Here is a 20,560-nt window from a genome sequence, read left to right on the forward strand (position 1 = left end):
TTTTATGGAAAGTAAGGTACATACCATTTCAATTGAGTGTATTAGACCTAATATAAATCAACCAAGACAGATTTTTAATGACGAGGGTATAGAGGAATTGTCACAGTCTATAAAGGCTTATGGCATACTTCAGCCATTGACTGTAAGATGTGTTGGAGTCAATAAATATGAGATCATTGCAGGTGAAAGGCGCTTTCGTGCAGCTCAGATGGCGGGACTTACACAAGTTCCAGCCATAATAAGAAATGTTGATGACAAGGATTCTGCTGTTCTCGCTTTATTAGAAAATCTGCAAAGGGAAGATTTAAACTTTCTAGAAGAAGCAGAAGCTTTTCAAAATCTAATCAAGACGCATTCTTATAAACAAGAACAGTTAGCTGAAATTATTGGAAAGAGTCAATCTACTATTGCCAACAAGCTCAGGGTTTTAAAGTTGGACAAGGATATTAGAGATTTATTACTTGAAAATAATCTAACCGAAAGACATGCTAGATCTTTATTAAAATGTAAGACCAAAGAAATGCAAATGTATGTTATGGATTCCATCATTAAAAAAGATTTAAATGTTAAGGAAACAGAACGATTAATTGAGCATTTATTGTGTAAAGAAAGTGATGAAGAATCGAAAAAGAAAAAAAAGGCCATCAAAGGTTATTTTAATCCTAAAATATATGTAAATACAATAAGAGAAGTTTTCGACAAATTTGGCATAAAAGCAGATTATAAGTCAAAGGAGTCAGAGGATTTTGTAGAAGTTACGGTTCGTATAGCGAGGAAAGATTTATAATATGAAATTATAACTATAGATAATTAAGCAAACAGAAAAACCTCAAATTTTGAGGTTTTTTTATGTTTCACGTGAAACATTCTTAATATACCTTTTAAAGTTATGGAAATGATTATATAATAATATTATAATGTTAACAAGGGCTAATAAATAAGAGAGAATCTAAATAGTATATTTTGTCATGTGTAAAACATAATATGAAGATGAGGTGATATTTTGAAAGTAATCTGCGTTTTTAATCAAAAAGGTGGAGTAGGGAAAACCACTACAAATATTAATTTATGTACATACCTTGCATTATCGGGATACAGGGTACTTTCCATAGATATAGATCCTCAGGGAAATAGCACTAGTGGTTTTGGCATAGAAAAATCTAAATTGGAAAAATCTATGTATGATGTGCTTGTGGATGATACCTCCTTAGATGATGTAATTATAAAAATGGAGGATATAAAAAATCTGTATGTGGCCCCATCCACTGTGGATTTGGCAGGTGCAGAGATTGAAATGATTGATGTTAAAAACAGAGAATTAGTGTTATTAGACAAATTACTTGATATGCAGCAAAAATTTGATTATGTATTTATTGATTGTCCACCATCCTTAGGGTTGATTACCATAAATGCTTTGACAGCAGCTAACAGTGTTATTATACCTATACAATGTGAATTTTATGCTTTAGAAGGTGTGCAGCAATTAATGAACACATACAATCTTGTAAGGCGATCTTTAAACTCTGATTTAAAAATTGAAGGTGTAATTTTGACCATGTTCGATAATAGAACAAAGTTGTGCAATGAAGTAGCTGCGGAAGTTATTAAGACATTTAAGAAGAAAGTATATAAGTCTGTGGTTACAAGAAATGTTAGGTTAGCAGAGGCTCCTAGCTATGGTATGCCGATAGCATTGTATGATAATGAAAGTAAGGGGGCTAATTGCTATAAAAATATTTGTAAGGAATTTATTAAAAGACAAAAGGGGGAATAACTTTGGCTAAAAGACAAGGTGGTCTTGGAAAAGGGTTAGGTGCTCTTATACCTGATAGATCAGATACAATGGAATTAAGCAATAATTGTGAGGATAAAAAAAATATGGTCGAGCTAAATCTAATTAAGCCCAATCCAAATCAACCGAGAAAAAATTTCGATTATGAAAAGATAAAACAGCTTTCACAATCTATAAAGGAAAATGGAATAATACAACCTATAATTTTAAAAAGAACTTCTGAGAACACTTACATAATTGTAGCTGGTGAAAGAAGATGGAGAGCTGCGAAGGAATTGGGGCTAAAGCAAGTGCCAGCAATATGTGCAGATGATATAACTGATGAAAAATTGTTAAAGCTTTCTTTAATTGAAAACATTCAAAGGGAGGATTTAAATCCTATTGAAGAGGCTCAAGCCTATGAGAAGTTGATGAATGAACTTCATATGACTCAACAAGAACTAAGTGAATCCATGGGAAAATCTCGTACTGCTATTACAAACTGTCTTAGGTTATTAAACCTTAACAAGGATGTTCAGGAGTATTTAATCGATGGAGTAATTTCAGAAGGCCATGGTAGGGCACTGTTAGGTCTTAATGAACCGGAATTGCAAAGTGAGTTGGCGAAGAAAATAATTGATGAGAGCCTGTCGGTTCGTCAAACAGAAATGATAGTGAAACACATAAATGATAAAAAAGTGGTAAAGACAAAAGATAGACTTTCTCATTTAAATCAACCTTATTATAAAGATATTAAGCAACGTTTGGAAAATTACTTTGGTACCAAGGTGGCTCTGAATTGTAAGAATAACAATAAGGGGAAAATTGAAATTGAGTATTATTCTGAAGAAGATTTACAAAGAATAATAGAAATCTTAAATATATAATATAAAATGTTTCACGTGAAACATTTTTGAAGGAGAGTATTAATTTTGGACGTTATAACACAGTTTTTACAGGAATACAGCGATGTAGTTATAATTGTAATGGGAACTATGATACTTTTATTGACCATTATAGCTATAGTATTGTTTGCTAGAATAAACAAAATAGAAGATAGATATTTGAAATTGGTTAGGGGAACGAATGTTAAAAATTTAGAGAGTACTATTGTAGATTATTTTGACAGAATTGATGAGACAAAAGGCAAAATTGATGAAGTATGTGATGAGATGAAATCTATAGATAAGAGAATTGGTAGATGCGTTCAGAAAATGGCTATTATGAGATATCAGGCTTTCAATGACGTTGGATCGGATTTAAGTTATTCTATGGCTTTATTGGATTATAAGGACAACGGTGTTATTTTAACAAGTATATACGGAAGAAATGAAAGTACATCTTATGCTAAGCCCATCGACAAAGGTATATCTAGATACGCATTGTCAGAGGAAGAACAAGAGGTACTTGAAAAGGCAATTAACGATTATAGTACAAAATACGATAAGGATATTTAGCTAGAAGCCACCGCAAAATGAACGGTGGCTTTATTTTTATGCTCTTTCATCCTCAGATGATAGGAGAGAAGGTTTACTAAAGTTTGTCATAAAATTAAAGGTGTTAGAGTGCGATAGTTTTTGAATACAGGTAGATATACCTAAAGAGATTTTATCTGCTAGCGTCATAACTGTGTAAAGGCGAGTGCTTTGTAGTGTCATAAACTCCATGGCACCGTATATGTTTACAATGCCTGTAATACTTAAATCTCCTACGGCAGGCAGGGATTTAGACAAAGCGGCACCTGGGGTCAAGGATTTTTCCTCTATGAATATCTTGCCGATGTTTTCTGCGGATCCAAGGGCAGAATCTATTGCTACTATATAAGGGTTTGAAAAGGTGGTATTGATAAATTTAATAACATCGCTAAGATTAAGAGCGTGTACGGGTGAAGACAAGTTTCCAACTATGGAGAAATTGCTCTTGGAACGATATTTTAGTTTTTCACCTACCAAAGGCCCTAAACAATCACCAGTGGCTCTGTCTGTTCCTATGCATAAAAATACTATGTGCTTATTTTCTTCTATAACAGGTGATAAGATGGTGGAAAGATTACTGGCAAGCATGTGTGAACAACCGGGTTCGCATGTATTTAAAACGATTTTATTCATAAAAAACAACCTCTCATAAATAGATATTTCGAAACAACAAATATATCTATATTATTGACAGGTTGTTGGTTTTATATACCATGAATAAAATGTTTACTTATATACACGTCTTTATAATTTTGTTAATGCAATCAACTGCATATTTTACATCAGATACGGTATTGAATACTCCAAAGCTAAATCTTATTGTTCCAGTAGGAAATGATCCGATGGTTTCGTGGGCCAATGGAGCACAGTGTAAACCAGTCCTCGTAGCTATGCCGTATTCGGAATCTAAAATATATCCTAATTCAGAATTGTCAATTAGAGATGAATTAAGAGAAACGGTGGATGTCCTCTTGCTGCAATCCATAGAACCATAAACTTTAATTGAATCTATGTTGATAACATCATTAATGAATTTTGAAGTTAGTTCTTGTTCCTCATTTTTTATAGTCTCAAGACCTGTAGAATTTATGTACTCAATTCCGGCCATAAGTCCTGCTATTCCAGGAGTGTTTAAAGTACCACTCTCAAACTTGTCAGGAAGAAAATCGGGTTGTACGACACTAGAAGAAATACTACCCGTACCTCCTTCTATTATGGTACGGACATTGTTGTTTAAGTGGTCATTTATTAAAAATCCTCCTATTCCCTGAGGACCTAAAAGACTTTTATGACCGGTAAAGGCTAGAGCATCACAATTCAAGTTTTGAAAGTTTAGATCTAGAACACCAGCTGTTTGAGCTGAATCTATTATGAAAAATATTCCTTTTTCTTTGCAGATAGCTCCTATTTCGCTGACAGGCTGAATGGAACCTATAATATTGGAAGCGTGGGAAAGAACCACTAATTTTGTGTTTGATTTAATGGCATTTTTAAAATCTTCTACGGAAATAAATCCTTCTTCTGAACACTTTACAATGGTAAGGTCAATAATATTATCGTTTTTTAGCTGAGTTAGTGGGCGCAAAGTTGCGTTGTGATCCATTGATGAGGTTATTGCATGATCCCCCTTCTTTAAAAGACCTTTAATGAGAATATTTAATGACGTTGTTATGTTGTTTGTAAAGATTATATTCTCGCATTTTGGAAATTTAAAAAAGGATGCCAGAGCTTCACGGCACTGAAATACAATGTGGCCACTTTTTACTGAAGAAGATGAGCTTCCGCGTCCAGGATTTGAGCCTAAAAAACACATATAGTTTGACATGGCATTTACCATGGATGGCGGCTTTGGAAAAGTTGTAGCAGCATTATCTAAATACAATTTCATAAGAACACATCCTTAAAATATCGATTAATATTAATATTGAATAAACTTTATATTATTTTAGCTTTAAAATACTAGAATTTAGCATTATATTTGTTATAATAATAATAGTTATAGAAAATATCTATAACTATTATATGATAAAATAATATAAAGTCAAATTAAAGTTATGGAGGTGGAATCCACAATAAATTTGTGGATAAATATTATGAAAGAAATAGATTGCAGAAATTTAAATTGTCCTTTACCAGTAGTGAATACAAAAAAATATTTTGATGAGATTGAAACAGGAGAGGCTACAATAGTAGTAGACAATGAAACAGCATTTAAAAACGTAGGAAAGTTTGCAAAGTCAAATGGTTTTAACATGGATTTTAAAGAGGAAGATGGTATATATTATCTTCATATTGTCAAGAATGAAAATAGTGCTGTGGAAAGTAGCAGCAAAAATGAAAAATTCACAATAGTTGTAGGTACAGATAAATTAGGAAAAGGCGATGACAAACTAGGTGCTATACTTATGAAGAGTTACCTTTTTGCTCTAAGCGAAAATAGCAATCTTCCTACTGATATGCTATTCTTTAATGCAGGGGTAAAGCTTACTGTAAAAGAATCTGAAAGCCTTGACTGCATAAAAAAACTACAAGAAAATGGGGTAAACATACAAGTTTGTGGTACTTGTCTTGACTTCTTCAATATAAAAGATAGCTTAGCAGTTGGAGAAGTAAGTAACATGTATTCAATAGTTGAGACCATGAATACATCAGATAAAATTATAACATTATAGAGGTGAAATTTTGGAAAAAAAATATATAGTAACATTTAAAAATACTCATGATGCTATAAAAGCGGAAGAAAGGTGCAAGGAAAACTCCATTAAAATAACCGTTATACCAACCCCAACTTATATAACCTTAAGCTGCGGTATAAGCATTAGATTAGAAAATGGGGCTTTTGAACAATTTAAAGGTATATGTGAAAACATAGATTACAAATCAATTTACCAACAGGAAAGCAATGAATACCATGAAATAAAACTGTAAACTTTAAAAATTTTTTAGTGAGGAATGGAAAGAAATTTCCACAGATGATTATGATAGATATAAATATAGACGACATAGTAGAAATGAAGAAAACTCATCCTTGTGGAAGCAAAACGTGGAAAGTCATAAGAGTTGGCGCAGATATAAAGATAAAGTGCACGGGTTGCAACAGAATTGTTATGCTATCCAGAGGAGAATTTGAAAAGAAAATGAAAAAATTAATAGAAAGTTAACAAAAACCTCTTGAAGTTTCTTATAAAACAGTGTAAACTTAATTAGTGGATTTCCCTGCTGTATACTAGATATACAGCCGTTTAGTCCGAAGGGAGGAGGTGAATATAATGAGAGCATATGAAGTAATGTTCATATTGAAACCATCATTAGAAGAGGAAGCTGTTAAAGCTAACGTAGAAAAATTCAAAGGTATAATTGAGGCGAATGGTGGAACAATCGAAAACGTTGATCTTTGGGGCAAAAGAAAGCTTGCTTACCCTATCGATAAGGTTAATGAAGGCTATTATGTATTAATTAACTTTAATTCAGAGTCTGAGTTACCAAAAGAGTTATCAAGAAATCTTAAGATTTCTGATGCTGTAATAAGAGATATGATCGTTAAAAATGAAAAGTAATATTTGATTACATAGGCGGTGTTTTGTTTGAATAAAGTAACATTAGTCGGAAGACTTACGAAAGATCCAGAATTGAAATTTACTCCTGGAGCAGGAACTGCTGTCACTACTTTTACTATTGCAGTAAATAGAAGGTTCAAAAGAGAAGGCCAACCAGATGCAGATTTTATCCCTGTAGTAGTATGGGGAAGACAGGCAGAGGTTACAGCCAACTATATGAGCAAAGGAAGACAAATTGGAATCTGTGGGCGTATAGAAACAAGAAGCTATGAAGCTAAGGATGGAACAAGAAGATATGTTACTGAGGTAATTGCTGAGGACGTTGAATTCTTAGGAAGTAAACAGACAGCTGATGGAGAAGGGAATTACAATTACCAATCAGGTAATAGTAATGATTTTGGAAACCATGAAAGCTTTCAGCAACCTGAATATGGAAATGATGTTACCCCTATAGAGAATGAAGATATACCATTTTAGCGGTACGATAAGGAGGGAAGAAGATGGCTTTTCAAAAAAGACAAAACGTTAGAAGAAAGAAGAAAAAAGTATGTGCTTTCTGCGTTGAAAAGGCTCAGAGCATAGACTATAAAGACATAAATGTTCTTAAGAAATACATAACTGAAAGAGGTAAAATACTTCCAAGAAGAATTTCTGGGAACTGTGCAAAGCACCAGAGAATGCTTACTTTAGCGATAAAGAAGTCAAGAAACGTTGCTTTATTACCATTTACAATTGACTAATATTTAGACATAAGCAGTGCCGAAGGGTGCTGCTTTATTTTTTAAATAATTTTTAAACAAAATGTTGCATAAAATCCAAAAAATTACTACAATAGAAGTATGTATATTAAAATCGTCAAGATGAAAATTTATAGGGAAGGAAGGTGAAAACCGTTATAAATTTACTTAAGGTAACTATAATTAGGGGGTAAATTTTATTTAATGGTTGGGGTATGAAAAAAGAAAATCTTAATATTATGGCCAATGTTAACACTATAGAAAGATTGAAGGCCGAGCTCATAAGTATTATAGGGGATTTATTTAAACTTCTATGCAAGGGAAGTAATGTGGTACAAGATTCGATTTTGCATTGTATATCGGGTTCCATAATTATTTTGTATATATTGGCAAGCAGATTAGGCTATAGTCATTTATCTGTAGATGAATGTATGAAACAGAAGCTTAAAGATGGTATAATAGAAGGAGATCAGTTAGAAAAGGATAATAAGGATCTAAGCAAGCTATACAGTCATCTTAAGGAACGTAAATATGGAGGTTAAAATGGTCAATACTATTTGGAGAAGTGTGAACCCTAAAATTGAAAATATAGTAGTATTATTTATTAGCTTTATATCAATAATTTTATCGGGTATTTCGCCAGACATAACTTTGTTTGGTATGGTGGTTTTTCCTATACCAATTTTATTGTTATATCTTAAAGTGGACAAAATTAAATTTTCTATCTTTTCAGGACTCATGGTTTTAGCAAGTCTTGTTGTAAACGGTTTTTGGGGTACTTTTAGTTGCTGCGTTGGCACTATATTAGTGGGCATAGTGGCAGCAGAAGCTATAAAGAGAGGAAAGAATGGGGTAGCAATAGTAAAAGCTCTTACCCTTACTATAATGATAGCAGTTTCTATTATTGGCTTTGTATTTCTTATAAAAACTGGTGAGTCTCTAAATAAGCTCTTAGATGATGCACAGAAATCTTATGAGCAGAGGATAGACAGTATGGCTCAACTTTATAGGGATAATAATATGAGCGAAGATATTGTAAAACAGCTATTACAGTACAAAAGCCAATTTGATATTAATGAAGTGGTAAATCAGTTGCCGTATATAGTAGCTTTTTCATCGCTTATAATGGCAACTATAACATACTTACTTATGAGAATGGTGCTAAGCGAAGCCAGTATTAAACTTCCTCAAAAAGCAGGATTTGGCTACTTCTATTTTAGCAATTTGTATGGAGCTTTTCTTATAGGTATTTTTAGTATAGGAATTATATTTAAAAGCTTTAAGTTCCAAATAGGGGATGTTATTTCTTATGGAGCAATGAGTATACTTATGTACTCTCTTATACTCAATGCATATGCAACAATTTATTATTTTTTAAAAAAGAAATTTAATTTTAATGGAGCATTAATCTTAGCTATTTTAGTATTGAGTAGTTTTCTTGTAGGAAATGTGACTGTAGCTATAGCTGGATTTGCGGAAATGATGTTGAATTTTAGACATTTAGATCCGCATAGTCTAAGAAAGGTAAAAAAGGAGCATTGATATGAGTAACTCGAATAAGGGATTTAGAATGCAGAGTGGGATATATATTCTTATAATTTTTTGTGCTACCATTATATTATTTTTTTATGGTCATAAAGTAGAAGCTATGATACTAATCGGTGTTATAATTGTACTTATTATATATAGCCTGTGGAAAGTAAAAAAATCTGCAGAGGATTGGCAGAGTTTCGTGCAAGATTATTCATCTAAAGTTAACATGGCAAGTACCAGCAGTTTTCTAAACTTGCCATTTCCTTTACTCATGTTAAATGAGAAAGGAAATATTATCTGGTATAATAATAATTTTAGCAACATACTGGACAACAAAAATATGTTAGGACAAAACATTCGAGAAATATCTAAGGATATAAATGTGAAATACTCTGTTGATGGTAAAAAAAATACCATTAGCGACGTTAAGCTTAAGGACAGATATTTTGATGTTGTTTCTACAGTAATGGATCCCACTATTCAAGGTCAAACCACGGTTTTGTATTATTTTTATGATGTTACCGAAAATCACAAGATGAAAATGGATTTGCAAGATAATAAATACAGTATAATGCTTATTGAAGTGGATAACCTAAATGATGTCTTGAAAACTACAGATGAGGACAAATCACCTTTGTTGGCTGCTGAGATTGAAAGGACAATTAATAATTACTCTCAAGGTCTCGATGCCATGGTAAAAAAGTATGCTACAAATAAATACGTTGTAACAGTGCAAGACAAGGCTATACAACATGAAATAGAGAACAAATTTAGTATATTGGATACAGTAAGGGAATTAGATTATGGAAATAAGCTTTTAGTCACATTGAGCATTGGTGTTGGAAGAGGAAATAGCACTCCACAGGGCAATTATTCATTGGCAGAATCAGCTAAGGAGCTTGCCTTAGGAAGAGGTGGAGACCAAGTTGTTGTAAAAACAGGCGACAGCATTTCATTCTTTGGTGGAAAAAGCAAAGAGGTAGAGAAAAAAACTAAGGTCAAGGCCAGGGTTATCGCATTAGGTTTATTAGACCTTATAAAAGAAAGTTCCAGAGTCATAATAATGGGCCATAAGAACATGGATATAGACTGTTTAGGGGCCTCTATAGGTATCCATAGCTCCTGTAGGCAATTAGGTATAAAAAGCAATATAGTGTATAATGAGAGTGATATGACTGTTGATGAAGTAAAAAAGTCTCTTATGAAAGAGGAGATATATGAGAATGTTTTTGTAGATGTAAATATGGCAAGAGATATTGCAGATGAAAAAACATTATTAATAATAGTTGACGTGCACAATGAAAACCATGTTGAGGATATGAAACTGGTAAAAAAATGCTCAAGGGTAGTTATCATAGATCATCACCGAAGAGCGGCAGATTATATTCAAGACACCATATTAAATTATGTAGAACCGTATGCCTCATCTACTTCAGAACTTGTTACTGAGATGATTCCGTATCTTGTGGAGAAAATAAGCCTTGAAAAAATTGAAGCGGTGTCAATGTTAGCGGGTATATATTTAGATACAAAGAGTTTTTATTTTAAAACTGGAGTGAGGACTTTTGAAGCAGCATCTACACTTAGGAGGATGGGTGCGGATACTATTGAGGTAAAGAAACTATTTAGAGAAGATTTAAAAACAATCATATTGAAATCTGATATAATGAAATCAGCAGAGATATTTCATGGCATAGCATTGGCTGTTTGTCCAGAGAATATAAGTGATAGTGTTATAGCTGCCCAAGTTGCTGACAATCTTTTGGATATTAGAGATATAGGAGCTTCCTTTGTGCTTATAAAGGTTAAAGAGCACGTACTTATAAGTGGCCGATCACTAGACAATCTCAATGTACAGATTATATTGGAAAAATTGGGTGGAGGGGGACATATGACTATGGCAGGTGCAAAACTGCAAGATGTAACCCTAGGTGAAGCTAAAGAAAAATTAAAAGCAGTAATTGAAGAATATTTGCAGGAGGTTGAGTAATATGAAAGTTATATTATTAAAGGATGTAAAGGGACATGGTAAGAAAGGTCAGGTAGTAAATGTAACGGATGGTTACGCAAGAAACTATCTTTTCCCAAAAAATCTTGCTGAAGAAGCGAATGCAGGAAATCTAAATGTGTTAAATAAAAAAAATGAAATAGAGAGAAAAAAGAAGTTAGAAGAGATTGAAGCTGCTCAAAAAGAAGCAGAAATGCTGAAAAATAAAGAGATTGTTATAATTACAAAGACAGGCGAAAATGGCAAGCTGTTTGGAGCAATCACCAATAAGGATATTTCTATAGAAATAAAAAAGAATTTTGGTTTAGATATTGATAAAAAGAAAATTGATATGGAAACAATAAAATTGGCAGGGACTTACACTATAGATGTGAAACTTTATGCAGAAATATCTGTGAAAATGAAAGTCATTGTAAAGGCACAAGAAGAATAATTAAACCATATAGAGAGGGGGAATCACATGGACGTTTTTTGTCTGTGTGTTCGAATTTGAGTACAGATTTATTAAATCAACTTACTAATAGCATGAATGATTCCGATATTTCTCCAGAACTACAGGTAGAACTATTGTATCGTATTATAAGAAAAATACTAAATGACAAGGTTGTGGAAACAAGAATAGTAAAGTTTGGGCTTAGAAAATATGTCAATAGCAATGATATATACAGAAGGGCTTATGCACTTAACAAGATTATCACCAACGGTCAATGTGCAGATGTTGTTCCAAATGAAAAGAATATTAAAAAATATATAAATGGTGTAAATTCAGCTCTTATTGATGAGGTAGCTAAGCGATATGTCAATTTGAAGATTGAGGCAGAGGTAGAAAAAAGCATAAATGAAAAGCAGGATAAGTATGTTGAAGAAATAAGAATGGGCATACTTAAAAAACAAAAGGGTCCTGAAAATAAAAAAACCATAGGAAAATACGAAAAGCTTTTAAAAAAGGACTCCAGGGAAACCATAAATAATATTTTAAATGTGTTGAGGCCACAAAGCTTTGATGAGATCGTGGGGCAAGAGAGAGCTATAGAGGCACTTATTTCAAAAATTGCATCTCCATATCCACAGCACATCATTTTATATGGACCTCCAGGCGTTGGTAAAACCACGGCTGCAAGAATAGCTTTGCAAGAGGCAAAGAAGCTATCATATACTCCTTATGATGAGGACTCTAAATTTGTAGAGGTAGATGGTACGACACTAAGATGGGATCCTAGAGAAATTGCAAATCCTCTTCTTGGTTCGGTTCATGACCCCATTTATCAAGGATCTAAAAGAGACTTGGCTGAAGGAGGCATACCTGAGCCTAAAACAGGTCTTGTTACGGATGCACATGGAGGGATACTTTTTATCGATGAAATTGGTGAATTGGATAGCACTCTTCAAAATAAGCTATTGAAGGTTTTAGAGGATAAAAGAGTAGAATTCTCCTCATCATACTATGATCCAGATGATGAAAATATACCTCAATATATAAGGTATCTTTTTGAAAAGGGAGCTCCAGCAGATTTTATTCTAATTGGAGCTACAACAAAGGAACCTAAGGATATAAATCCAGCTCTAAGATCTAGGTGTACAGAGGTTTATTTTGAACCTTTAAGCGATAGTAATATAGAGAAAATTGTATTACAGGCTGCTGAAAAAATAAATGCAAAGCTAAAAAAAGGCGTTGCTAAATCTATAAGTACATACACTGTAGAAGGTAGAAAAGCTGTAAATATACTTTCGGATGTGTATGCACATGTTATATTTGAAAAAAACCTAGATCCTAATATGCCCGTGGAAATTTCTATGAAGGATTTAGATGAAGTAATATCCATCAATAGGTTAAATTCTATTGAGCCATTGAAGGGCACGGAGGAAAAAAAGGTAGGTCACATATATGGCCTTGGTGTCTCCGGTTATATAGGCTCTACCATAGAAATAGAAGCGGTGGCATTTAAATCAGAAAAGGGAAAAGGAGCAGTAAGATTTAACGATACTGCAGGTTCTATGGCTAAGGACTCAGTTTTTAATGCTGCAAGTGTTATCAGGAGTATAACAGGGGAAAATATAAAGGATTACGATATACATGTAAATGTGGTTGGTGGAGGAAAAATAGACGGTCCATCAGCAGGTGCTGCCATTACTATGTGCATAATGAGTGCCATACTTGAAAAGCCATTAAGGCAAGATATTGCCGTAACAGGGGAGATTTCGCTTAGAGGTGACATTAAACCTGTGGGAGGAATTTTTGAAAAGATATATGGGGCAAAGAGAAGTGGGATAAGAGAGGTGTTTATTCCAAGAGACAATATTAGGGAGATTCCAAAGAAGTTACAGCAGATTAAGGTTGAAACCGTTGAAACTATAAAAGAGCTTATGGATATAGTGTTTTAGTGTATAAGAGCTTGTACATGGAAACCCCAAACATAGAAAGGAGAAGGTTGGGTAAATGGAAAATATGATGAAAACCCTTCCTGTAAATCTTGAGGCGGAACAGTCTGTGCTGGGCTCCATGATAAAGGATAAGGATTCTATAGCAGATGCCATCGAGGTTTTAAGGCCAGAGGATTTCTATAAGGATGCTCATAAAATTATTTTCGCTACAATTTATGCGCTTTATCAAAAAGACATACCAATTGACATGATTACTCTGTTGGAGGAATTAAAATCTACTAATAAACTAGACGAGTGCGGTGGTATAACTTATGTATCTGAAGTTAGTGGATCCGTTATATCTACAGCCAATGTAAATTCATATATAAAAATTGTAAAAGATAAATCTATGTTAAGAAAATTGATAAGTACTTCCACAACTATTATTGAGGAATGCTATGACAATCAAAATAATGTAGAGGCCGTAATTGACAGTGCAGAAAGTAAAATATTTAATTTGGTAGAAAATCGAAACACCAGCGATTTTGAACACATGAGTGAAATCCTTGAACGAGGTTTTTTGCAGATAGAAAGGGTATTTAATAATAAAGGCCATGTAAGTGGAGTGGAGTCGGGATTCACTGAATTGGATGCAAAAACATCAGGTTTCCAAAAGGGCGATATGATTCTTATTGCAGCTAGGCCTTCTATGGGTAAAACTACGTTCGCACTAAATATAGCTGAAAATGCTGCTTTAAGGGGCGGAAAAAAAATAGCTATATTTTCTTTAGAAATGTCAAAAGAACAGTTATCTTATAAGCTGCTTTGTTCACAAGCTAATATAGATATGTTAAGGCTTAGAACCGGTGAATTGGAAGATAAGGATTGGGAGAATATCGCTAGGGCTTCTGGCCCGCTTTCTACAGCAGAAATATACATTGATGATACTGCTGGTACATCTGTAATGGAAATGCGTTCAAAGTGCAGGCGTTTGAAAATGGAACATGGAATAGACATGATAATTATAGACTACCTTCAACTTATGTCTGGAAGTAGACAAAGTGAAAGTAGGCAACAAGAAGTTTCGGAGATTTCAAGATCTATAAAAGCATTGGCCAAAGAGATGGAGTGCCCAATAATAGCGTTATCACAGTTATCACGTGCTCCGGAACAAAGAGCAGATCATAGGCCTATGCTGTCGGATTTAAGAGAATCTGGATCTATAGAGCAGGATGCCGATGTTGTTATGTTCCTTTATAGAGATGAGTACTATGACAAAGATACCGAAGATAAGAATATAGCTGAATGTATAATTGCAAAACAAAGAAATGGTCCAGTTGGCACTATAAAGCTTGCTTGGCTTGGCCAATACAGTAGATTTGCTAATGGAGATTTTCAGCATTAAAAAACTATCCGCATTTTAAAGTGCGGATAGTTTTTTTTAGATATATTTTTGAATTGTATGAATGTCTTTGTCACCACGACCAGAAAGATTTACGATTATTATCTTATCCTTTGGCATAGTTGGTGCCACTTTCATTGTGTATGCTATGGCATGGGAGCTTTCAAGAGCAGGAATTATGCCCTCAATTTCGCATAATGTTTTGAAGCCCTGGACAGCTTCCATATCTGTAACACTGGAATATGAAACTCTTTTAGTATCCTTAAGGTATGCATGTTCAGGTCCAACTCCAGGGTAATCAAGCCCAGATGAAATAGAATATGAATCCATAAGGTTGCCTTTTGGGTCTAGTAGGAAATAGGATTTCATACCGTGAATTGTAGCTACAGAGTCTTGGGCAAAGGCACAGCTATGTTTTCCTGTTTCAATGCCTAAACCAGCAGCTTCTACTCCTGTCATAGCAACTTCTTTATCATTTACAAAAGGTGCAAATAATCCGATGGCATTACTTCCACCACCAACACAAGCTATTAGAAGATCAGGAAGTCTGTTTTCTACCTGTAATATTTGCTCACGAGCTTCCTCTCCAATTATCTTCTGGAATTCCTTTACGATCATAGGATAAGGATGAGGTCCAACAGCGGAACCCAGCACATAGAATGTATCATCAGAAGCATTGACATATGCCTCTAAAGCTGCATCAACGGCATCTTTTAGAGTTGCTTCTCCAGAGGTAACAGGAACAACTTCAGCACCTAATAGTCTCATTTTATACACGTTTAGTGCCTGTCTTTCAATATCAGTGGCCCCCATGTATACTTTGCATTTTAGTCCGAAAAGGGCACAACCTGTAGCAGTTGCTACTCCGTGCTGACCAGCACCAGTCTCAGCTATTATATTAGTTTTACCCATGCGCTTTGCCAACAATATTTGTCCCAACACATTGTTTATTTTATGGGCACCTGTATGGTTTAAATCTTCTCTTTTTAAATATATTTTTGCTCCACCTAGTTTTTCTGTTAACCTTTCGGCATAGTATAGTGGAGATGGTCTTCCAACATAATTATTCAAATAGTAAGCATATTCTTTTTTAAAATCTTCATCATCCTTGTACTTTATAAAAGCTTCCTCTAGTTCTTTTAAAACTCTTTGTGTTTTTTCTGGGACAAATTGTCCACCAAAATTACCGAAATTTCCATTCATCATAATAATAACCTCCAATTATTTAATATAAATATAATCAGATATTATCTTAAATAAAAAAGGCTACTTCATCCATCTGGGATGAAGTAGCTCATTATGCCACCCAAAAATATACACATAGCAACACTAAAGAAATATTGCATGTATTATAAATTTAGATACAAAGATAAATATCTTGATATCATACCTCTGTAACGTGAGGACACGACTTTTACTACTAAACGCAAAGCATTGTTTGCAAAAGCATCTCATGAAGCCATTCATCTGAAGCTTTATTATGGAACCTCGCACCTAACGTCCACTCGCTGAAATAAATATCATCAGATTACTATTTTCAATCATTGATTTTATTGTATAAACATATTATAGTCAGTAACTTTTGATAAGTCAATATATTTTTTTAATAACTTATCAAGTTTCTATTAATAAAAAAAATATGCTCCATAAGTGTGGTTCACACATGAAAAAGTATGATATAATAAATTACTAAGTTCTAGGCAAGTAGTAAAATGAGGAGGATATTGTAAACCTTTGTGTTACAATTTATTAAAAATATGGATGTTAAGAATGTAGAAGTATTGGAAGTAAGGAATAGCACCTTAGATAACAGAGTAAAAAAAATCATTTTGCAGATAAAGAATGGGTTTAACACCTTTAAATTTGAAATAACAAAAAGAGAACTAAAATACGATCAGTTAGAGAATTGGGATAATTATATTGAGGATTTCACTATTAAGGCGGTTTTTTATGCAAGAAATTGTTGTAAGAACTCCCCAGTTATTATTTTGAACAGCGAAAATGAGAACGATCGTGATGAGATTACAATGGTACTTAAAAAATGCTTAGAATTAAAGGGAAATGAGATAAAGGAAAGATTGGAAGTACTGTAGATTAGTTTATAAGTTTAAAGAAGCTCTGTATTCGTTAATACAGAGCCCTTTTTTGAAATAAATTATTTCAAGTTGTTGTTATTGTTTTTTGCTTTTTTGTTCTGCTTTGAATTTGTAGTGTTTTCCATGCTGTTTTCAGCGTGGTCAACTGAATCTCTACAGTTTTCTACTACGTTTTCCATGTTGTTTTTAGGATTGTTTTTATTAGATTTCATTGCAAAGCCTCCTGTTAATTTTATTTACAAAGTTATTATTTCCCGTATTAATTTTTTTATGTATATAATAGTTTACTTAATTGTAAATATAAATTTAAAAAAATATTAGTTATTTAAATATAACCGTAGTATAATAAGTAGATGGTATTATAATATAAAATGACTAAAGGAGATGGTATTTTGTCTAAAACAAAAAAAGCCATAATACTCATAATTACAATAGTATTTACTGCATTTATGTCTGTTTTTCTATATGCATGGCATAGATATTCTTCCATATATAAAACTCAGAAAGAAGATTTAAGTAGACTAGATGAGATAAATAGAAATCCAGAGAAGTATAAAAAAATTGAAGGAATAACAAACATATTGCTGATTGGAGCTGACACAAGGGTAAATGGAGAGGTATCTCATTCAGATGCCATTACAATTTTAACCATTGATAGTACTAGAGATAAACTCAAGCTTACGTCTATACTAAGGGATTCTTTAGTTGATATTCCAGGCCATGGGCAGCAAAAAATTACTCATGCATATGCTTATGGTGGCATAGAATTGTTGAGAAAAACAATTGAGGATAATTTCGATATGAGATTAGATAAGTATGCTAGTATAGATTTTAATGGTTTTAAAAGCCTTATAGATGCAGTGGATGGATTGGAATTAGAAGTAAAAGATGAGGCGGAAGTAAAAGAACTAAACAGATGTATGCATATTGAGTTAGATGATAACCCCAATCTTTCAAAGGATGACATACCTTATGTAGAGAAGCCAGGATTTCAGAAGTTAAATGGGCGTCAAACTCTTGCGTTTTCAAGGATGAGATATGTAGGAAATGGCGTATATGATAGATCTAGAAGGCAAAGAGAGGTAATTGAAAAATTATTAAGCAAAATGAAGGATACTTCTATTATGAAATACCCAGCTCTTGCAGAAAGTATATTGCCTTATCTAGAAACTAACGTTCCATTTAAAGAGGCTCTTAGTTTAGCATACACAATTAGCGCTATGGATGGGCTTAATGTAGACAAACTACAAATACCTACAGATGAGTTAAATGAGGGTATTGAAGTTAATAGACGAATTGGATGGGTAAATGTTATGGACTTACCTGCTAATAAACAGGTTTTACATCAGTTTATTTTTGATGATATACATTATGATAAGACTCAGCACACTCAATTTACATATGAAGGTAGTGAAGAGCAGAAAAAATATAACCCTGCCTATAGCAGTGGAGGAAAGTCAAACAATAATAACAACCAAGATAAGAACCAAGGTAAGGATCAGGATAAGAATAAAGTTGATGAAAATGTTGTGGTAAAACCAAGTAAGCCTACGAAACCAAATACGAACACTACAAATAAGCCTGAGACTCCAACCACGCCGCAGCCACCAACAACACCGGAACAAAAACCTGAACAAAAACCAGAGCAAAAACCTGAACCGGATACGAAGCCGGAAGATGATAAAGTAGAAAATGGGGATGAAAAAACCCAATAAACAGCGAGATAGTTAACAAAAACTACAGATTTTAGCAATAAGTCTGTAGTTTTTGTTGTATGTTCCTAATTAAAGAGTTAAAATTAAATAAGAATTATTAATTAAGGAGTAGCAAGATGGTAGATAATAGAATGAACGTGAACCAATTACAAAAAGGCGATAAGGTGCAGGAGTATTACTACATTAAGGACTGTGTTTGTAAACTTACAAACGGCAACAATGCAAAGTTTTTAGATATTAACCTTATGGATAGAACTGGCATTATAAATGCAAAGTTGTGGAATTATAGAGAAGAGCAGGATGATTATATAAAGAGCAATATTATTGTTTTTGTCACAGGAAATGTTATAGAGTGGAAGGACAAATTACAACTTAAAATAGACTACCTTCGAAAGATTACTGAAGAAGATAAGGTGGAGGTAGATGATTTTGTACCTGTAGCACCATATAGTTCTATGGATATGTACGAGGAAATTCTAAAATACAAGGAAAACATAAAAAACCAGGATATTAAAAATATCGTTGAATATATATTAAATGAGGCAGGGCCAAAGGTTATGTACTATCCTGCAGCTAAATCAAATCACCATTCAGTTCGTTCAGGACTTTTGTATCACACATTAACTATGTTGAAAGCTGGAAGAGCACTTTCTGAGATATATGATTTTGTAAACTCAGACTTATTGTATGCGGGAATTATACTGCATGACATGGCAAAAGTTCAGGAGATGAATTCTAGTGAACTTGGAATAGTAGAGGAATACTCTGTGGAGGGACAACTACTTGGACACATTATTATTGGTGTGAGAAATATAGAGACAGCTGCAAGAGCGGTAAATGCTTCAAAAGAAGTTTCCATGTTGTTACAGCATATGATACTTACACATCACTATGAACCAGAATACGGAAGTCCTAAAAAGCCTATGTTCCCCGAGGCTGAATTATTACATCATTTAGACTTAATTGATGCCAGGATGTACGATATGAACAAAGCATTGTCTAGTACAGAACCTGGAATGTTCTCAGATAAGATATGGTCTTTGGATAATTTATCCGTATACAGAAATAAGCTATAATTTAAAAATAACTTATAATTTAAAAAAGTGTGGGGTGAAGTTAGTGAGAGGAATAGTTGATAGGTTTGAGGGCGATTTTGCTGTGGTGGAGATGGATGATGAATCTATGTTGAACATCCGAAAAGATAGACTTCCTAAAGGCGTTAGAGAGGGAATTGTCCTTGTAATCGAGGATAACTGCATAAGAATAGATGAAGAGCAAACAAAGCGATTAGAAGAGGAAATAAAGGCTCTTGAAGAGGAATTGTGGAAGTAGAATAGATAAGAAAAAATAGTGATTTCAATGGAAAATCACTATTTTTTTTGTTTCTTAAATTTAATATAGTTTTGAACGTAGGATATAAAAGCAATGATGGACGATATGACACAACAATATAACATATAAATTCCCATAATCCTATGGAAACACAGTGTTACTATGGCAATATAGAAAAAGAAGGTAGATAGCTTACCAAAGATGTTGGAAGGAATAACTGTATTTTTTTTATAAAGCAGTATGCCACCCATGATCATTATGGATTCTTTTATTAATATTATTATTGGCACACAGTTAGGAATAACTTTTTTTATGGTCAATGATATAAGCACGGTTAACAACATTAGTTTGTCAGCTAGAGGGTCTAGCACGGTCCCCAATTTTGTAATAAGATTATGTTTTCGAGCTAAGTATCCATCAAGGATATCAGTAATACCTGATATAATAAAAATTACTATGCTAAGGATTAAGCTGTGCTCCGCATTGGAAAAAAACACTAAAAGAAATAAAGGAATAAGTAACAATCGAATTAACGTCAATATATTAGGCATATTCACAATAATAGTCCTCCTC

General features: G+C 33.4%; 25 protein-coding genes. 20 read left to right on the forward strand and 5 right to left on the reverse strand.

Features of this window, described 5'->3' with window-relative positions:
* The first annotated feature begins 4 nt into the window (after positions 1-4).
* From noc to BUA73_RS05325, 4 genes are all read left to right on the forward strand, one after another.
* Positions 5-787: a nucleoid occlusion protein gene (gene noc / locus BUA73_RS05310; protein WP_072903119.1), complete on the forward strand. Its 783-nt coding sequence runs from the start codon at positions 5-7 to the stop codon at positions 785-787.
* A 216-nt stretch (positions 788-1,003) separates the two neighbouring features.
* Positions 1,004-1,774, forward strand: coding sequence for a ParA family protein (locus BUA73_RS05315; RefSeq protein ID WP_072903120.1), 771 nt, complete (start codon positions 1,004-1,006; stop codon positions 1,772-1,774).
* Positions 1,775-1,776: 2 nt separating this feature from the next.
* Complete coding sequence (locus BUA73_RS05320; protein WP_072903121.1) at positions 1,777-2,658, forward strand: ParB/RepB/Spo0J family partition protein; 882 nt, start codon at positions 1,777-1,779, stop codon at positions 2,656-2,658.
* Positions 2,659-2,757: 99 nt separating this feature from the next.
* Positions 2,758-3,228, forward strand: a complete 471-nt coding sequence (locus BUA73_RS05325) for a DUF4446 family protein (RefSeq protein WP_072903231.1) — start codon at positions 2,758-2,760, stop codon at positions 3,226-3,228.
* Between the two features lie 36 nt (positions 3,229-3,264).
* Here the strand turns inward: BUA73_RS05325 and yyaC are convergent, their stop codons facing one another.
* Both yyaC and BUA73_RS05335 read right to left on the reverse strand, forming a co-directional pair.
* Positions 3,265-3,879, reverse strand: coding sequence for a spore protease YyaC (yyaC, locus tag BUA73_RS05330; RefSeq protein ID WP_072903122.1), 615 nt, complete (start codon positions 3,877-3,879; stop codon positions 3,265-3,267).
* 97 nt (positions 3,880-3,976) lie between these two features.
* Positions 3,977-5,134, reverse strand: a complete 1,158-nt coding sequence (locus tag BUA73_RS05335) for an aminotransferase class V-fold PLP-dependent enzyme (protein ID WP_072903123.1) — start codon at positions 5,132-5,134, stop codon at positions 3,977-3,979.
* A gap of 205 nt (positions 5,135-5,339) precedes the next feature.
* Between BUA73_RS05335 and yedF the strand changes: the two genes are divergently transcribed.
* The 12 genes from yedF to BUA73_RS05395 all read left to right on the forward strand — a co-directional run bounded on the left by yedF (position 5,340) and on the right by BUA73_RS05395 (position 14,847).
* Positions 5,340-5,918, forward strand: a complete 579-nt coding sequence (gene yedF / locus BUA73_RS05340; RefSeq protein WP_072903124.1) for a sulfurtransferase-like selenium metabolism protein YedF — start codon at positions 5,340-5,342, stop codon at positions 5,916-5,918.
* A gap of 10 nt (positions 5,919-5,928) precedes the next feature.
* The gene (locus BUA73_RS05345) at positions 5,929-6,174 is read left to right on the forward strand and encodes a putative Se/S carrier protein (protein WP_072903125.1); all 246 of its coding nucleotides are present in this window, start codon (positions 5,929-5,931) and stop codon (positions 6,172-6,174) included.
* 44 nt (positions 6,175-6,218) lie between these two features.
* Positions 6,219-6,407: a DUF951 domain-containing protein gene (locus BUA73_RS05350; RefSeq protein WP_207649863.1), complete on the forward strand. Its 189-nt coding sequence runs from the start codon at positions 6,219-6,221 to the stop codon at positions 6,405-6,407.
* Positions 6,408-6,515: 108 nt separating this feature from the next.
* Positions 6,516-6,803 (forward strand): 30S ribosomal protein S6, encoded by a 288-nt coding sequence (gene rpsF, locus BUA73_RS05355; protein WP_072903127.1) that lies wholly within the window; start codon positions 6,516-6,518, stop codon positions 6,801-6,803.
* Positions 6,804-6,830: 27 nt separating this feature from the next.
* Complete coding sequence (locus BUA73_RS05360) at positions 6,831-7,280, forward strand: single-stranded DNA-binding protein (protein ID WP_072903128.1); 450 nt, start codon at positions 6,831-6,833, stop codon at positions 7,278-7,280.
* Positions 7,281-7,303: 23 nt separating this feature from the next.
* Positions 7,304-7,543 carry a 30S ribosomal protein S18 gene (gene rpsR, locus BUA73_RS05365; protein WP_072903129.1) on the forward strand — a complete coding sequence of 80 codons (240 nt, stop codon included), beginning with the start codon at positions 7,304-7,306 and terminating at the stop codon, positions 7,541-7,543.
* A 212-nt stretch (positions 7,544-7,755) separates the two neighbouring features.
* Entirely contained in the window at positions 7,756-8,082 is a 327-nt protein-coding gene (locus tag BUA73_RS05370; protein WP_072903130.1) for a MazG-like family protein, read from the forward strand.
* Between the two features lies 1 nt (position 8,083).
* Complete coding sequence (locus BUA73_RS05375; RefSeq protein ID WP_072903131.1) at positions 8,084-9,082, forward strand: DUF2232 domain-containing protein; 999 nt, start codon at positions 8,084-8,086, stop codon at positions 9,080-9,082.
* A 1-nt stretch (position 9,083) separates the two neighbouring features.
* Complete coding sequence (locus BUA73_RS05380) at positions 9,084-11,063, forward strand: DHH family phosphoesterase (protein WP_072903132.1); 1,980 nt, start codon at positions 9,084-9,086, stop codon at positions 11,061-11,063.
* A 1-nt stretch (position 11,064) separates the two neighbouring features.
* The gene (gene rplI / locus BUA73_RS05385) at positions 11,065-11,514 is read left to right on the forward strand and encodes a 50S ribosomal protein L9 (RefSeq protein ID WP_072903133.1); all 450 of its coding nucleotides are present in this window, start codon (positions 11,065-11,067) and stop codon (positions 11,512-11,514) included.
* 92 nt (positions 11,515-11,606) lie between these two features.
* Entirely contained in the window at positions 11,607-13,463 is a 1,857-nt protein-coding gene (gene lonC, locus BUA73_RS05390) for a Lon family ATP-dependent protease (protein ID WP_072903232.1), read from the forward strand.
* Between the two features lie 55 nt (positions 13,464-13,518).
* The gene (locus BUA73_RS05395; protein WP_072903134.1) at positions 13,519-14,847 is read left to right on the forward strand and encodes a replicative DNA helicase; all 1,329 of its coding nucleotides are present in this window, start codon (positions 13,519-13,521) and stop codon (positions 14,845-14,847) included.
* Between the two features lie 36 nt (positions 14,848-14,883).
* Here the strand turns inward: BUA73_RS05395 and trpB are convergent, their stop codons facing one another.
* Positions 14,884-16,047 (reverse strand): tryptophan synthase subunit beta, encoded by a 1,164-nt coding sequence (trpB, locus tag BUA73_RS05400; protein WP_072903233.1) that lies wholly within the window; start codon positions 16,045-16,047, stop codon positions 14,884-14,886.
* Positions 16,048-16,580: 533 nt separating this feature from the next.
* On the opposite strand from trpB, the gene BUA73_RS05405 reads away from it, so the two are divergent.
* Entirely contained in the window at positions 16,581-16,937 is a 357-nt protein-coding gene (locus BUA73_RS05405) for a hypothetical protein (protein WP_072903135.1), read from the forward strand.
* A gap of 62 nt (positions 16,938-16,999) precedes the next feature.
* On the opposite strand, the gene BUA73_RS14055 is transcribed toward BUA73_RS05405, so the two are convergent.
* Positions 17,000-17,152, reverse strand: coding sequence for a hypothetical protein (locus tag BUA73_RS14055; RefSeq protein WP_178139228.1), 153 nt, complete (start codon positions 17,150-17,152; stop codon positions 17,000-17,002).
* Between the two features lie 180 nt (positions 17,153-17,332).
* On the opposite strand from BUA73_RS14055, the gene BUA73_RS05410 reads away from it, so the two are divergent.
* From BUA73_RS05410 to BUA73_RS05420, 3 genes are all read left to right on the forward strand, one after another.
* A complete protein-coding gene (locus BUA73_RS05410; RefSeq protein WP_072903136.1) occupies positions 17,333-18,655 on the forward strand; it encodes an LCP family protein in 1,323 nt (440 codons plus the stop codon).
* A gap of 116 nt (positions 18,656-18,771) precedes the next feature.
* Positions 18,772-19,731 carry a 3'-5' exoribonuclease YhaM family protein gene (locus tag BUA73_RS05415; RefSeq protein ID WP_093426678.1) on the forward strand — a complete coding sequence of 320 codons (960 nt, stop codon included), beginning with the start codon at positions 18,772-18,774 and terminating at the stop codon, positions 19,729-19,731.
* A 43-nt stretch (positions 19,732-19,774) separates the two neighbouring features.
* On the forward strand, positions 19,775-19,987 hold the full coding sequence (locus BUA73_RS05420; RefSeq protein ID WP_072903137.1) for a DUF3006 domain-containing protein: 213 nt from the start codon (positions 19,775-19,777) through the stop codon (positions 19,985-19,987).
* 38 nt (positions 19,988-20,025) lie between these two features.
* Here BUA73_RS05420 and pgsA read toward each other — a convergent pair whose 3' ends face one another.
* Positions 20,026-20,538 carry a CDP-diacylglycerol--glycerol-3-phosphate 3-phosphatidyltransferase gene (gene pgsA / locus BUA73_RS05425; protein ID WP_242942339.1) on the reverse strand — a complete coding sequence of 171 codons (513 nt, stop codon included), beginning with the start codon at positions 20,536-20,538 and terminating at the stop codon, positions 20,026-20,028.
* Between the last annotated feature and the right edge of the window lie 22 nt (positions 20,539-20,560).

This window comes from Hathewaya proteolytica DSM 3090, from assembly GCF_900142225.1.
In the GTDB taxonomy this organism is placed as follows: Bacteria; Bacillota; Clostridia; order Clostridiales; family Clostridiaceae; genus Hathewaya; species Hathewaya proteolytica.

Coding starts and splice junctions, on each gene's coding strand:
- noc (WP_072903119.1), top strand. CDS start 5: ATGGAAAGTAAGGTACATACCATTTCAATTGAGTGTATTAGACCTAAT.
- BUA73_RS05325 (WP_072903231.1), top strand. CDS start 2,758: ATGGGAACTATGATACTTTTATTGACCATTATAGCTATAGTATTGTTT.
- yyaC (WP_072903122.1), bottom strand. CDS start 3,879: ATGAATAAAATCGTTTTAAATACATGCGAACCCGGTTGTTCACACATG.
- BUA73_RS05335 (WP_072903123.1), bottom strand. CDS start 5,134: ATGAAATTGTATTTAGATAATGCTGCTACAACTTTTCCAAAGCCGCCA.
- yedF (WP_072903124.1), top strand. CDS start 5,340: ATGAAAGAAATAGATTGCAGAAATTTAAATTGTCCTTTACCAGTAGTG.
- BUA73_RS05350 (WP_207649863.1), top strand. CDS start 6,219: ATGATTATGATAGATATAAATATAGACGACATAGTAGAAATGAAGAAA.
- rpsF (WP_072903127.1), top strand. CDS start 6,516: ATGAGAGCATATGAAGTAATGTTCATATTGAAACCATCATTAGAAGAG.
- rpsR (WP_072903129.1), top strand. CDS start 7,304: ATGGCTTTTCAAAAAAGACAAAACGTTAGAAGAAAGAAGAAAAAAGTA.
- BUA73_RS05370 (WP_072903130.1), top strand. CDS start 7,756: ATGAAAAAAGAAAATCTTAATATTATGGCCAATGTTAACACTATAGAA.
- BUA73_RS05375 (WP_072903131.1), top strand. CDS start 8,084: ATGGTCAATACTATTTGGAGAAGTGTGAACCCTAAAATTGAAAATATA.
- BUA73_RS05380 (WP_072903132.1), top strand. CDS start 9,084: ATGAGTAACTCGAATAAGGGATTTAGAATGCAGAGTGGGATATATATT.
- rplI (WP_072903133.1), top strand. CDS start 11,065: ATGAAAGTTATATTATTAAAGGATGTAAAGGGACATGGTAAGAAAGGT.
- lonC (WP_072903232.1), top strand. CDS start 11,607: ATGAATGATTCCGATATTTCTCCAGAACTACAGGTAGAACTATTGTAT.
- BUA73_RS05395 (WP_072903134.1), top strand. CDS start 13,519: ATGGAAAATATGATGAAAACCCTTCCTGTAAATCTTGAGGCGGAACAG.
- trpB (WP_072903233.1), bottom strand. CDS start 16,047: ATGAATGGAAATTTCGGTAATTTTGGTGGACAATTTGTCCCAGAAAAA.
- BUA73_RS14055 (WP_178139228.1), bottom strand. CDS start 17,152: ATGAAATCTAATAAAAACAATCCTAAAAACAACATGGAAAACGTAGTA.
- BUA73_RS05415 (WP_093426678.1), top strand. CDS start 18,772: ATGGTAGATAATAGAATGAACGTGAACCAATTACAAAAAGGCGATAAG.
- pgsA (WP_242942339.1), bottom strand. CDS start 20,538: ATGCCTAATATATTGACGTTAATTCGATTGTTACTTATTCCTTTATTT.